At 72.1% G+C, this 13,342-nt stretch carries 13 protein-coding genes; 7 read left to right on the top strand and 6 right to left on the bottom strand.

What is annotated here, in order from left to right; genetic code table 11:
* Positions 1-72: 72 nt before the first annotated feature.
* Positions 73-1,926 carry an ABC transporter ATP-binding protein gene (locus tag FHX80_RS26365; protein WP_375886831.1) on the bottom strand — a complete coding sequence of 618 codons (1,854 nt, stop codon included), beginning with the start codon at positions 1,924-1,926 and terminating at the stop codon, positions 73-75.
* Complete coding sequence (locus tag FHX80_RS26370; protein WP_145766465.1) at positions 1,923-3,620, bottom strand: ABC transporter ATP-binding protein; 1,698 nt, start codon at positions 3,618-3,620, stop codon at positions 1,923-1,925. Before FHX80_RS26370 ends, FHX80_RS26365 begins: the two co-directional genes overlap by 4 nt.
* 265 nt (positions 3,621-3,885) lie before the next feature.
* On the opposite strand from FHX80_RS26370, the gene FHX80_RS26375 reads away from it, so the two are divergent.
* From FHX80_RS26375 to FHX80_RS26385, 3 genes are all read left to right on the top strand, one after another.
* A complete protein-coding gene (locus FHX80_RS26375; protein ID WP_145766466.1) occupies positions 3,886-4,953 on the top strand; it encodes a FecCD family ABC transporter permease in 1,068 nt (355 codons plus the stop codon).
* Complete coding sequence (locus FHX80_RS26380; RefSeq protein WP_145766467.1) at positions 4,950-6,071, top strand: FecCD family ABC transporter permease; 1,122 nt, start codon at positions 4,950-4,952, stop codon at positions 6,069-6,071. Before FHX80_RS26375 ends, FHX80_RS26380 begins: the two co-directional genes overlap by 4 nt.
* An 80-nt stretch (positions 6,072-6,151) precedes the next feature.
* The gene (locus FHX80_RS26385; RefSeq protein WP_145767511.1) at positions 6,152-7,051 is read left to right on the top strand and encodes an ABC transporter ATP-binding protein; all 900 of its coding nucleotides are present in this window, start codon (positions 6,152-6,154) and stop codon (positions 7,049-7,051) included.
* Between the two features lie 264 nt (positions 7,052-7,315).
* Here the strand turns inward: FHX80_RS26385 and FHX80_RS26390 are convergent, their stop codons facing one another.
* A complete protein-coding gene (locus tag FHX80_RS26390) occupies positions 7,316-7,708 on the bottom strand; it encodes a DUF4267 domain-containing protein (RefSeq protein ID WP_145766468.1) in 393 nt (130 codons plus the stop codon).
* A 324-nt stretch (positions 7,709-8,032) separates the two neighbouring features.
* Entirely contained in the window at positions 8,033-8,950 is a 918-nt protein-coding gene (locus tag FHX80_RS26395; protein ID WP_145766469.1) for an alcohol dehydrogenase catalytic domain-containing protein, read from the bottom strand.
* A gap of 121 nt (positions 8,951-9,071) precedes the next feature.
* Between FHX80_RS26395 and FHX80_RS26400 the strand changes: the two genes are divergently transcribed.
* The 3 genes from FHX80_RS26400 to FHX80_RS35995 all read left to right on the top strand — a co-directional run bounded on the left by FHX80_RS26400 (position 9,072) and on the right by FHX80_RS35995 (position 10,721).
* Complete coding sequence (locus FHX80_RS26400) at positions 9,072-9,521, top strand: winged helix-turn-helix transcriptional regulator (RefSeq protein WP_145766470.1); 450 nt, start codon at positions 9,072-9,074, stop codon at positions 9,519-9,521.
* Between the two features lie 163 nt (positions 9,522-9,684).
* Complete coding sequence (locus FHX80_RS35990; RefSeq protein WP_244318447.1) at positions 9,685-9,927, top strand: hypothetical protein; 243 nt, start codon at positions 9,685-9,687, stop codon at positions 9,925-9,927.
* 263 nt (positions 9,928-10,190) lie between these two features.
* Positions 10,191-10,721 carry a GNAT family N-acetyltransferase gene (locus tag FHX80_RS35995; RefSeq protein WP_375886812.1) on the top strand — a complete coding sequence of 177 codons (531 nt, stop codon included), beginning with the start codon at positions 10,191-10,193 and terminating at the stop codon, positions 10,719-10,721.
* A 141-nt stretch (positions 10,722-10,862) separates the two neighbouring features.
* Here FHX80_RS35995 and argB read toward each other — a convergent pair whose 3' ends face one another.
* The gene (gene argB, locus FHX80_RS26410) at positions 10,863-11,693 is read right to left on the bottom strand and encodes an acetylglutamate kinase (protein ID WP_145766472.1); all 831 of its coding nucleotides are present in this window, start codon (positions 11,691-11,693) and stop codon (positions 10,863-10,865) included.
* 41 nt (positions 11,694-11,734) lie between these two features.
* Entirely contained in the window at positions 11,735-12,460 is a 726-nt protein-coding gene (locus FHX80_RS26415; protein ID WP_244318448.1) for a DUF2470 domain-containing protein, read from the bottom strand.
* Between the two features lie 268 nt (positions 12,461-12,728).
* Between FHX80_RS26415 and FHX80_RS26420 the strand changes: the two genes are divergently transcribed.
* Positions 12,729-13,289, top strand: a complete 561-nt coding sequence (locus FHX80_RS26420) for a GNAT family N-acetyltransferase (protein WP_145766473.1) — start codon at positions 12,729-12,731, stop codon at positions 13,287-13,289.
* Positions 13,290-13,342: the final 53 nt, after the last annotated feature.

Raw genomic sequence — 13,342 nt, forward strand, 5'->3', positions numbered from 1 at the left:
CGTACACACACAGCCGCCCCCGGTGAGACCTTCTCACCGGGGGCGGCTGTGTCTGTACGGGTCAGTGCGTGTTCACTGCGCGTCCACCGGCTCCCGGCGGCTGTCGGACCACGCCTCCCACAGCGCTGCGTACCGGCCGCCCGCCGCGACGAGTTCGTCATGGCTGCCGGTCTCCACGACCCTGCCCTCGTCGAGGACGACGACGCGGTCGGCGGTCGCCGCCTGGGGGAGCCGGTGCGCGACCATCAGCCCCGTACGCCCCTCCAGCGCCCGCAGAGCCGCCTCCTCCAGGACCCGCGCGCCCGCACTGCCCGCGTCGGCGGTGGCCTCGTCGAGGATCGCGATCGGCGGGTCCGCGAGGACCAGCCGGGCCAGCGCCAGATGCTGCGCCTGGGTCACCGTCAGCCGGTGGCCGCCCTCGCCCACGACCGTGTCCAGACCGTCCGCCAGCGCCTGGGCCCACTCCAGGGCGCCGACCCGGGACAGGGCCGCGCGCACCTCCTCGTCGGTGGCCTCAGGGCGGGCGAGGCGCAGGTCCTCGGCCAGCGGGCCCGCGAACACGTGCACCTCCTGGCTGATCAGCGTCACCGCACGCCGCACCCCCGCCGCGCCCAGTTCGGCCACATCGACCCCGCCGAGCGAGATGGTCCCGCCGTGCGGCTCGTGGACGCCCGCGATGACCTTGGCCAGCGTGGTCTTGCCGGCGCCACTGGCGCCCACCAGCGCCACCCGCTCCCCGTCGCGCACCTCCAGATCGACCTTCCGCAGCACCGGATCCCCCGCGCCGTAGGCGTAGCTGAGCGCGCTCACCTTCACCGAACCGTCCGCGGGGGCGCGGTCGCCCGGGGCGCTCTGTTCGGCCGGCAGTTTGGACAGGCCGACGAGCCGGGCGAAGCCGGCGCCCGCCGACTGCGCGTCGTCGATGAGGAACAGCGTGGCGTTGACCGGGTTGAAGAGGCTGTGGAAGTACAGCGCGGCGGCGGTGGCCGTACCGATGCTCACCGACCCGTTGTCCACCAGCAGGAAACCCGTGCCGAGCATGGTGGCCAGCCCGATGTACTCGGCCAGGTTCAGCCGCGAGAAGAAGCCGGTGACGATGTGGATGCCGCCCAGCGCGAGGTCCCGCGCCGACGCGGAGCGCTGCTCCAGCAGGGCGGTGTGCGCACGGTTCAGCCGGAAGGCACGTACCGTACGCACCCCGCCGACACTGTCGAGCAGCTGGTGCTGGAGCGCACCGGTCGCGATGCGGTGCTCGGCGTACACCGGGGCGGCCCGGCTCAGGTACCAGCGCACGGACAGCACCTGCACCGGCACCGCGAGCAGCGCCGCCATCAGGAACCGCCAGTCCAGCACGGCGAGTCCGACGAAGGTCAGCACGATGGTGAGCGCGGAGCGGGTGAACTCGGGCAGCGCCTGGCGCACCGACTTCGCGATCAGGGAGACATCGCTGGTGACCCGGGAGACCAGATCTCCCGAACCGGCCGCCTCGACGCGCTCCAGCGGCAGCCGCAGCGCCCGTTCGATGAACTGCTCGCGCACGGCGGCGAGTACGGTCTCGCCGAGCCGGGCCACGAGCGTACTGCCGGCCGCGGTGGCCGCGCCGCGCACCAGCGCCACCACGATGAGCAGCACCAGTGGTACCACCAGCGCCCGCGTCCCCCGCCGCTCCACCACCAGGTCGACGATGTGGCCGAGCAGGGGAGCGGTCAGCAGACCGATTCCGGTCCCGGCGACCAGGACGGTGACGGCGGCCGCGGTCAGCCGCCGGTGGCCGCGCAGCATGGTGCGCAGCGCCGCCAGGCTCTCCGCACCGCTCGCCGTCGGCAGCAGCGCGCGGTCCGCACCGGGTGTGCTCATGGCCGCATTCCCCTCTTCCTCTGCGCGCGGGTCCGTCTCTTCCGTGCGGTCTTCGTACGTGGATGTCATGCGAGCACCGCCGCCCGGTACCGCTCGTCACCGGCGACGAGTTCGCTGTGGTGGCCGTCCGCGGTCACGGTGCCCCCGTCGAGGACCACCACCCGGTCGGTGACCGCGAGGAGGGCGGGGCTGGTCGTGATCAGCACGGTGGTGCGCCCGTGGCGGACCTCCCGCAGCCTGGCGGCGATACGGGACTCGGTGACGGTGTCCACGGCGGTGGTCGGGTCGTGCAGCACCAGTACGGAGCTGTCGGCGGCGAGCGCCCGGGCGAGCGCGACGCGCTGGCGTTGCCCGCCGGAGAGGGACCGGCCGCGTTCGGCGAGCACGGTGTCGCCGCCTCCGGGCAGCAGCCGGGCGACCTCGTCCGCTGCCGACGCGGCCAGGGCCCGGTCGACCGGGGCCCCGTCGGCGCGGGCACCTGCCCGTACGTTGTCCAGCAGGCTGGTCTCGAACAGGTCGGCGTCGTGGTGGGCGACCAGGACGGCGCGGCGCAGCCCGTCGGGGGCGAGTTCGGTCAGCGGTACGCCGTCGAGCTCGATCAGCCCGTCGGCCGGGTCCCGCTCCCTGGCCAGGCAGAGCAGCAGATCGGCCGCGGCGGCCGGATCCGCGGTGACCACCGCGATCAGTTCGCCCGGCCGGATGTCGAGATCGACCCCGCGGAGCGAGCCGAGCCGGACTCCGCTCAGGCGCAGATGCCCGGCGGATGCGTCGGACACCGCCGACTCCCCGCCCTCGACGGCCACGGGTGACTCCAGCACCTCGGCGATCCGGCGTGCGGAGGCACGGCCCTGGGCGAACTCGGCGTTGACATAGGTGAGCAGCTGGAACGGACCGAGGAGGAACTGCGCCAGGCCCACCGCCGCGACCAGGTCGCCGATGCTGATGCTGCCGCGCATGGCGAGACAGGCGCCCACGATGCCGATGACCGCGATGAAGACGCCCGTCAGGGAGAGAACGGCGCCCTCGTGACCGGCCCGGCTGCGGGCCGCCCGCAGTGCCGCGGCGAGCGAGTCCTGGCTGGTGGTGCGGTAGCGGGCCACGGCGGCCGACTCGGCGCCCATGCCCTTGAGCACACGCAGTCCGGCGACCAGGTCGGCGGCGACACCCGAGGCGTGCGCGGCCCGTTCCTGCTCGGTCTCGCTGCGTCGTTCGAGCGGCCGGCTGATGCGGTGGCCGAGCCACAGCAGCGGCGGGATGCCCAGCAGGACGAGCAGTCCGAGCGGGACGGAGATCCTCAGCAGCGCCACCGAGCTGATCACCAGTGCGGAGGTCGCCGCGACCCCGTACGCCAGGACGGTCGCCACCGAACCCACCCGGCGGGCGTCATTGGTGGCGATGCTGGTGAGCGCGCCGGGCAGCCGGTTGGCGTCGGCGCCGCCGCGCGGATCGAGCACCCGGGCGCCGAGCTCCATCCGGAGCCGGTGCGCGGCGTGTTCCCCCGCACCCTCGGCGAGCCGGGCGCTCGTGCGGTAGCAGTTCGACAGCACCAGGAACAGCCCCGCGAGCACCAGGAGCCAACGCAGCAGCGCCTGGGAGGAGCCGGTGGCCACCGCCGTGTCGATGGCCGCGCCGATGACGACGGGCACCAGGGCCTCACAGCCCTGGTGCACCGTGCCGAGCAGGGACGCGGTGACGACTCGCCGCCGCTGCCCTCTGATCGCCCTGCGGAGGACGTGCCCCCCGGTCGGTCCTCCAACTGGCATGCGGGCCTCCGCGAAGAGTCTGAGAAAGTTAGGTAAGGCTACTCTAATTGGATGGTCTTGATAATCGGGTCGCCGCGGCGGGGTGCCCGCCGCCAGGCGACGCCTCCGATCGCGGTGGTGTGCGCCATTTCGTGGGCGGGGGAGGCTCGTTGACCGAGCGGAACTGTTCGGTTAGCCTCACCTAAGTTGGACTCCGGGTTCTGCGTCACGTTCCGGCGCCATATCGCTCGCGGTGCACCCGGACCGCTGTCAGGGGGAGTTGTCGTTGTCGGTCGAAACCCGGACGGCTCCCGAGGACCGGGCCGTCGAACCCGTCGTTCCCCGGCCGGGCCGGACCGCGAACACCCTGCGGGGCCTGGGGCTGCTCGCGTCGCTGGGCGCCCTGGTCCTGGTCGGACTGCTCAGCGTGTGGGTGGGCACCCGCGGCATCCCGTTCACCGCCACCTGGAGCGTGCTCTGGCACCCCGACGGCTCCGAGACCTCGATCATCATCCATGACTACCGCATCCCCAGGACGCTCCTGGGACTGCTCGTGGGCATGGCCCTCGGCCTGTCCGGCGCACTGATGCAGGCCCTGACCCGCAACCCGCTCGCCGACCCGGGAATCCTCGGCATCAGCCTGGGCGCCTCCGCCGGAGTCGTCGTGGCCGTCGCCTTCCTCGGAGTGGGCTCCGTCCTCGGCTACGTGTGGTTCGCCTTCCTCGGCGCGGCCGTCGCCGCGGTCGCCGTCTACCTGCTCGGCTCATCGGGCCGCACCCTGGCCACACCCGACCGGCTGGTCGTGGCCGGAGCGGCGATGACCGCGGTGCTGTACGCCTTCAACTCGGCCGTGCTGCTGCTCAACCCGCGCGCCTTCGACGAGTACCGCTTCTGGACGGTGGGTTCCCTGTCGGGCCGGTACTACGACGTCATCCACGTCATCCTGCCGTTCATCGCCGTGGGACTCCTGATCGCCCTCGGGCTCGCCCCCTCGCTCAACGCCCTCGCGATGGGCGACCAGCTCGGCCGCGCCCTCGGCCTGAACGTCGGCCGCACCCGGGTGCTGGGCGCCGTTGCCGTCATGCTGCTGTGCGGCGCCGCCACCGCGGCGGCCGGACCGATCGGCTTCGTCGGGCTGGCGGTGCCGCACGTCGCCCGGTTCGTCGTCGGCCCCGACCAGCGGTGGGTGCTGACGTACTCGATGCTGCTCGCCCCCGTCCTGCTGATCGGCGCCGACGTCCTCGGACGGGTGCTCGGGGCACCTGGCGAGGTCCAGGTCGGGATCATCACCGCGTTCCTCGGGGCACCGCTGTTCATCGCCCTGTGCCGCCGCCGAAAGCTGGTCATGCTGTGAGTGCCGTACGCGAGAAGGGCCCCTCCGGCGCCGGGAGTTACCCGGACCGGGCCGGTACGGGCACCGGGGGGCCGCGGGTCGTCGGCGGACTGGTGCTGCGCACCGGGAAGGGCGGGCTGTCCCTACGGGTCCAGGGGCGCGTCCTCGTGGTGACGGCCGTGATGCTCGTCGCGCTCGTCGCGGTCGCGCTCGTCACCCTCACCACCGGCGACTTCGAACTCTCCGTCGGCGAAGTCCTGCGCGCCCTGTTGGGCCACGGCTCCGGCGGCGCCGACTTCATCGTCAACACCCTTCGTATGCCACGCCTGTTGACCGCGATGTGCGTGGGCGCGGCCCTCGCGGTCAGCGGGGCCGTACTGCAGAGCCTGACCGGCAACTCCCTCGGCAGCCCGGACATCATCGGCTTCACCAACGGCTCGGCCGTCGGGGCGCTCCTCGTCATCATCGTGCTGCACGGCAGCATGACCCAGATCGCGGTGGGCGCGCTGATCGGCGGCCTCGCCACCGCCGCCGCCATGTACCTCCTCATGCTGGGCAGAGGACTCCAGGGCTTCCGGCTGGTCGTCGTCGGCATCGGTGTCAGCGCACTGCTGCTCGCCGTCAACTCGTACCTGATCACCCGGGCGACCTGGCAGGAGGCACTGGAGGCGCAGGCGTGGCTGATCGGCAGCCTCACCAACCGGGGCTGGCAGCAGGCGAACACCATCGGCATCGCCGTCCTGGTCCTGCTCCCGCCCGCCTTCTTCCTCGCCCGCCGGCTCTCCATGGTCGAGATGGGTGACGTCACGGCCATGGCGCTCGGCGTCGATGTGACGCGTACCCGGGCGCTGCTGCTCGTGATCGGCGTCGCGCTCGCCGCCTTCGCCACGGCCGTCACCGGACCCATCTGGTTCATCGCACTGGCGGCACCCCAGCTCGCCCGGCGGCTGACCCGGGCATCGGGCCCCGCACTGGCCCCCGCCGCACTCATGGGCGCCCTGCTGCTGGCCGCGAGCGACCTGCTGGCTCAGCGCCTCTTCGCCCCTTCGCTGCTCCCGGTGGGTACGGCGACCGGCACCATCGGGGGGCTGTACCTCATCTGGCTGCTGATCACCGAGTCGCGAAAGAGCCGCGCATGACCCGAATGACACCCCGCACGATTCGCAGGTCCGAGACGACCGACCCGACCGCGGACGCCGCGACTGCCGAGGGGGTTCACATGCCCGGGACACAGCCGACGGGGGCCGCGCGGCTGCGGGCCGAGGACCTGACACTGTCCTACGAGCAGCGGACCGTGGTCAGTTCGCTCGACGTGGAGATCCCCGACCGCTCCTTCACCGTGATCATCGGGCCGAACGCCTGCGGGAAGTCCACACTCCTCAAGGCGCTCGCCCGGATGCTCAAACCCCGCTCCGGGCAGGTGTATCTCGACGGCGCAGGCATCGCCGCATACCGCTCGCGCGAGGTCGCCCGCCGACTGGGCCTGCTCCCGCAGTCCTCGACCGCGCCCGGCGGCATCACCGTGGGGGACCTGGTGGCGCGGGGCCGCTATCCGCACCAGGGAATGCTGAAGCAGTGGTCCGCCGACGACGAGACGGCCGTTCTGGAGGCGATGCGGCAGACCGGTGTACTGGACCTCGCCGACCGCCCGGTCGACGACCTCTCCGGCGGCCAGCGCCAGCGGGTCTGGCTCTCCATGGTGCTGGCGCAGCAGACCTCCATCCTGCTCCTGGACGAGCCCACCACCTTCCTCGACATCGCCCACCAGGTCGAAGTCCTCGACCTCTGCGCCGACTTGCACGCCCGCAAGGGGCACACCGTCGTGGCGGTGCTGCACGACCTCAACCAGGCGTGCCGTTACGCCACCCACCTCATCGTGATGCGGCCCGGCGGCACGATCGCGGCCGAGGGCGACCCGGCCACCGTCATGACCGCCGAACTGGTCGAGGACGTGTTCGGGCTGCCTTGCCGGATCATCGACGACCCGGAGACCGGCACACCCCTGATGGTCCCGGCCGCGCCACAGCGGTACGTGCCCGAGGACCTCGCGGCCCGGAGCACGGGCCCCGGCGTTTCGGCCGGCTCCGTGATGGCCGAGTCCGGCCGGGGCGTGGGCTGAGCGACCCGGTTGCCCGGAGGATCCCGGGCCCGGCAAGTCGCGGAGGCGCGGTCGTACGCGACGGTAGCCCGCGCCGCGCGCCGCGCGGACCTCGACCTGCCCAGCGACCTGGTGACCACGCTCGCGGTGCCGGAGGGCAAGCGAGATCTCGGCGTTCAAGCCCGCCCGGCGACAACGGTTCCAGCACAGCCTGTCGACCCTCGGTCAGGATTCCCTGTCCCGTGCGACGGCCACGCCGGACCAGGGTCCACCTTCGTGCGGACCTCAAGCGGCTGCCGGCCGCTCGCGCAGCAGCAGGCCCGCGGTCACGGCGACCGCGGCCGCGGTCAGCCCGTGGACGCAGTACGCGGTCGCCGCCGGGCCCCCTTCGTTCAGCACGTTCACCATGTCGCCGACCGGGACGACGGTCATGGCCGCCATCGCCAGCCCGAGCGCCTTGCGCTGCCCGGCCAGCAGCAGCGCGAGTATCACCAGTCCGAAGCCGATGTCTCGCATGCCCTTGGCCACCAGGATTCCCTCCCCCTGGTCGTGCGGCCAGGCCGGCAGTCCGTAACCAACGACCGACGTCTGCGGGGTGAGGAGGAAGACGGCCCCGATGTAGAGGAGGAACAGGCCGCCGAGGGCGGCGAGGACGGTGGCGAGGCGGTTCTTGGTCATGACTGCTCTCCTGAAGTGTCTTACGGCGGGGCGGGGCGGAACGGAACGGATCGACGGCGGGCATCGCCTCGCCTCGCGAGGCATCGCGACCGCGTCACTGACAGCAGGGAGAGGGCTGCTTCGTCCTTCTCCGGACGTCTCGGCGTTGTCCCGATCGACGTCGTGATGGCTGGGGCTGCTGTAGCTCGCCGGATTCGGCGGTACCGCCGATGTCGTGGCCGGGCCGGCGGTCGGCTGCGCCGCAGGGACCGGCCCCTGCGTTCGAGGCTCCCGGCGGGCAGGGGCCGGTGAGCCCGGTCGGCGGCGCACTCGGCGCCGGGCTGGTCAGGGGCAGATGACGTAGCGGCCGCGGAGGCCGCCCTTGGCGGTGGCCCGGTGGGCTTCGGGGGCCCGGTCCAGGGAGACGACCGCGTGCACACGGACCGGCAGTTCGCCCGCGGCGGCGCGGGCGAGGAGGCCGGCCAGTCGTGTGCGGTCGAAAGCGGTGACCACGGAGGTGACCGAGATCCCACGCTCGGCCGGGGGTTCGAGGCCGGGCCGCAGGCCGACGTAGGCGCCGCCGTCGCGGACCAGCGCGATGGCCCGGTCATTGAGTTGTGCGGGGTCGACGACTGCGTCCCACGCCGGCTCGGCGTGCGTGGTGAAGTCGGCGCCGAGGCCGCGGACGAACTCCTCGTCGTCGGCGCGGGCGAGCCCGGTCACCCGCCAGCCGCGTTCCCTGGCGAGGACGGCGACGTTCGCTCCGACCGTACCCGCGGCGCCGGTCACCAGCAGCCGGGCGGCCCCGGCGGGCGCGTCGCCGAGCAGGTCGACGATCTGCGCGGCGGCCAGCCCGTTGAGGGGGACCGTGGCCGCGGCCAGTAGGTCCAGCCCGTCGGGGACCGGGGCGACGTCGGCCGCTGCGACCACGATCTGCTCGGCGTAAGTGCCGTAGTCGCGGTCGAAGCCGACCACCAGGCCGGCCACCCGGGTGCCGAGGGCCAGGTCGACGCCCGGCCCGGCCGCGTCCACGACGCCGGTGAACTCCCAACCCAGGCCGGTGTGTTCGGGCTGCTGGACCAGCCCGATCGTGTGGAAGAAGCCCGCTGCGACGCCGAGATCGGTGGGGTTGACCGTCGCAGCGGCGATGGCGACGCGGATCTGGTCGGGGCCGGGCTCGGCGACGGGCACGTCGATGATCTCGATCGAGTCGGGCCCGTTCGGGATGCGGACGACTGCGGTGCGGAAAGTAGCAGCACTCATGGCTTTGTTCCCTTGCGGAGGGGTAATGGCTTCCGGTCTCCATGCTGGTTTCGTTAACCTCGGGGCGGAAGAAGGCACTTGAAAGTAAGTAAGCCCCCATCGGGTGGGTAAGGAGCGGTCGATGTCGACACGGACGGCGGCCCAGCACCGGGCCGAGGCGAAGACGAGCTACAACGCGTTCATGGCGGGCTGCCCCAGCCGCCAGCTCCTCGACAGGATCTCCGACAAGTGGGTCGCGTTGATCCTCGCGGCGCTCGGCAGCGACGGCCCGCACCGTCCCGGGGTCGACCACGAGGACGGGCCCCGTTCGATGCGCTTCTCCGAACTGTCCCGTCGGCTCGCGGGCGCCAGCCAGAAGATGCTCACCCAGACCCTGCGCTCCCTGGAAGCCGACGGCCTGGTCACCCGTACCGTCACGCCCACCGTGCCCGTCACCGTCACCTACGAGCTCACCGAACTCGGTCTGTCCCTGAACAGCGTCATGGCCGACCTCAAGGACTGGGCCGAAACGCACATGTCCGACGTACTCGCCCACCGCGAGGAACACCACCGTGCCGCAGCCGAACAATGAGCCTGCTGTCTGAACCCGCGGTCAGACGAACCGGGGCGTCCGGCGGCGCTCCGTCAATCGAGTCCGCGTCGGCCTCTCAGCGCTGAAGCGGTCGCGCGTCGCCGGAACCGCGAGTCGCCGATGAACAGGGCCTCGGGCCCTCGGCCGCCGGACATGGCGGTTCGTGGACACCCAGGAGCGCGGCCGCCACGATCACCGCGTTCAGCCCGACGTGAACGCGTACGCGCCCAGCAAGAGCGCCAAGGCGAACTCCACCCCCGCCAACCGGCGCAGCACCGCGCACCGCGCGCTCACCTTGCGCCCGAACGACCCCAGCGCGATGTGCGGAACGCTCTCCACCACCACGATCAGACCCACCGCCGCGCCGCCGGAACGCTGCCACGCCGGCCGGGTCGGGCCCACGTGAACAGCCGGTCGCCGAACACGCTGTACGCCTCCGCCAACCACGACACCAGCATCCGGCGCCGCCGCAGCAAAGAGAGCCGGCCCACAGGCGGCCACCCTGCGAAGACGCCCCGCTTGCTTCCCCGGCGCCGGACCAACACCGTTGATGCAGAGCCGACTTGGCCAATCGAGCAAGGTAAGGCTAGCCTAACTTTCAATGGTTCACCGGGGCATGCGGCGATCCGGCCGCCCTTCGCACACGGTGGAACCCGAGGAAGGAACGCCTTGATCACGGCCACGCCGCGCCCCGCCGCCGCGCTGACGCACACCCCTCACGCACCCCGCCCCGACGTGCTCGGGGTGCGCCAGGCGCGCCCAGAGGACGCCGCCGCCCTCGTCGCACTCTCCGAGCCGTTCGTCCGCTCAGGGGCGCTGCGCGAACGGCCCTCCCACGTCTACGCTGCCCGCGCGGCCGACTTCCTGGTTGCGGAGGAACCCGATGGTGCCCTGAGCGGCTGTCTCGCACTGCGCGTCGACCCCGAAGCGGATGACGGCACAACGGGCGCAGGGGTCCTCTACAACTTCTGTGTCGCCCGGCAGCGACAGGGCAGCGGCCTGGGCGCGCGGCTGCTGGGTACGGCACTTGCCAGGGCTCGGGCGCAGTCGCTGGGGGCCCTGTTCACCGCGACGACCGGCAGCGGGCGGCTCTTCCTCCGCCATGGCTTCGCGCCGGTCCTCCCGGGTCTGGCTCCACGCGCCTGGGTGTGCACCCTGGACCCCCGGCGGGGTGCGCGCGTTCTCGCCCGCGCGCTGTGACGAGAGTGGCGCGCCCCGGGTACCGGTGCGCGCCACCGCCGAGCGACAGCTGCCAGGCGTCAGGCGTCAGGCGTCAGGCGTCAGGCGTCAGTCAGGCATAAGCCGCGTCAGGCATCGGTCACGTCAGGCGTCACGCGGCAGTCACGCATCCGGGACGACGGTGGTTCCGGGGCTCTTCTCGTCCAGGACAGCGCGCAGTACCGCGTGCGGCACCCGGCCGTCCAGGACCTGCGCCCGACCCACCCCGGCGCGGACCGCCCGCAGGCAGCCCTCCATCTTGGGGAGCATCCCGGACGCCAGCCCCGGCAGCAGGCCCTCCAGCTCCGCTGCCGTCAGGCGCGCGATGACCTCGGTGCTGCAGGGCCAGTCCGCGTACAGCCCCTCGACATCGGTGAGCATCACCAGCCGCTCCGCCCCGAGGGCGACCGCCAGGGCCGACGCCGCGAGATCGGCGTTGACGTTGTAGACCTGACCCTCGGTTCCGCGCGCGAGGGGTGACACCACCGGTATGCGGCCCAGTTCCAGCAGCGAACGGACGGTGTCCGGTGCCACGTCCACGACGTCGCCGACCAGGCCGATGTCCACCGGCAGCCCGTTCACCAGGCCCGGACGGCGCACCGCGGTCATGGTGTGGGCGTCCTCGCCCGACAGGCCCACGGCGAAGGGCCCATGTGCGTTGATCGCACCGACCAGCTCCCGCTGGACCCGTCCGGTCAGCACCATCCGCACCACGTCGAGGGTCTCCTCGGTGGTCACCCGCAGACCGGCCTCGAAGCGGACCTCCAGGCCGAGCCGGTCGAGCATCGCGCTGATCTGCGGGCCTCCGCCGTGCACCACCACAGGGTGCAGGCCGGCGTGCCACAGCTCCACGACGTCGCGCGCGAACATCTCCTGGAGGGGGGCGTCCACCATGGCGTTGCCGCCGAACTTGACCACCAGCACCCGGCGCTGTGGCTCCCTTGGCAGGGTCATCTTCTTCCGTCTCTCCTGAGGTGGGGGATGCCGTCGTGGTGTCAGGGGCGGGAGTGCTGGTGCTGTTGCTGGTGTGCACAGCTCCGGGGCGCGGTGAGGAGCTGCCGGATCTGCTCACCGGCGTCCGTGGCGTCGCGCGCGAGTGCCGGGAAGAGCAACTGGAGGTCGCAGTGGCCGGATTCGTACTCGCAGCGCAGGGTGATGCCGTGGCGGTCCAGGGCGAGGGGGAGCGACCGGATCATGCCGCGGGGCAGCCGGGAGCCCGCGAGCCCGAGCAGTTCGGTCATCAACTCCGCGTGGGAATCGGCCAGATGGGTCAGCATGGCGGCCTCCTCGGCGGCGAGCGGGTCGGGCTCGGCGAGGGCGATCTCGTCCAGTGGGACGTCCGCCGCACCCGCCGGGGTTCGCAGGGAAACCCGTGCCGTGTCGAGCCGCAGCGCTCCGTCGCCCGCCGGTGCCAGCCGGCCGGAGGCCGTCACCCTGGCGCGTACCCGGTCGCGCAGCGGGGTGGGGGCGATGTCGGTGAACTCCAGCAGCGCGGCCAGGCTGCCCATGGGTGCGGCGGCGGCCTCTTGGGCCAAGGGGCTGTCGGGGTGGGGGTGGAGGGTGATCTGCCCCTTGGTGCCGACCGAGTGCAGTCCGATCAGGTCGCAGGCCCGCCCGGTCGTGGTGAGGGACAGCGAGGTCGCGCGGGACAGCACCGTGCGGACCTGCTCCGCGTCGGTCGGCCCGGTCGAAATGGTGTCTGTGTCGGCGTCGGTGCTCAAGGGGACTCCCTGCGAAGCGGATTCTAGTTAGGTAAGCCTAACCTAATGGTTCGTGGTTGCGGGATTGCTCTCGGATATGGGTTACTCCCTGCCGCCTCTCGTTCCGCGAACGCGCGGAAGTTGCGCGGTCGGGGGTGGTGTTGTCGTGGACGTGCTGAGCGTGTTCGCCTTGCTTCCTCGTGGCGGCGCACTGCCGGCCATGCCGACCGGGCGAACCACAGTTCATGGGATGAGGGACGATCGGGTGAGTCGTCCGGGGAGGACTTTGATGAACGTCACCTTGCGGGTGGACGGGACGCCGTCCGCTGCCGCACTCTTCCTGCGCCCCTGGGGCTGCGGGGATATCGAGCCGCTGATCGAGGCGTTCCGCGATCCCATGCTGCGCCGTGGGGCGAGCGGCCCTCTGGAGAGCGTTGAGGATGTGCGGGGGTGGCTGGAACTTCAGAGGCGCGGCTGGGTCACCGGAGAGCGGCTGGGCTTTGCCGTATGTGAAGCCGGCCCCGGTGAAGGCCGACTGGTTGGCAGCGTGGTCATGAAGAGGGCCGGTTCCGGCCAGGAATCCGCAGAGGTCGGGTACTGGACGGCGGCGCACGCCCGAGGCCGGGGTGTGGCCTCCCGTGCGCTTGAAGTCCTTACCGGATGGGCCTTCGACGTCTTCGCGGCCGATGGCCTCGAACGGCTCGACCTGCTCCACCAGGTGGACAATCCCGCCTCGTGCCGGGTCGCGGAGAAGGCCCGATACGGGTTTCGCCGGGTCCTTCCGGCCCAGCCGCCTCAGTTCCCCAGGGATGGCCACTTGCATGTACGGCGGGCGGACGATCCGTCCTGACGGTCCGGCTTGATTCGAGCGAAGGTCGCAGCCCCGGATCGGGCGTTCCGCCT

The organism is Streptomyces brevispora (assembly GCF_007829885.1).
Taxonomy (GTDB): Bacteria; Actinomycetota; Actinomycetes; order Streptomycetales; family Streptomycetaceae; genus Streptomyces; species Streptomyces brevispora.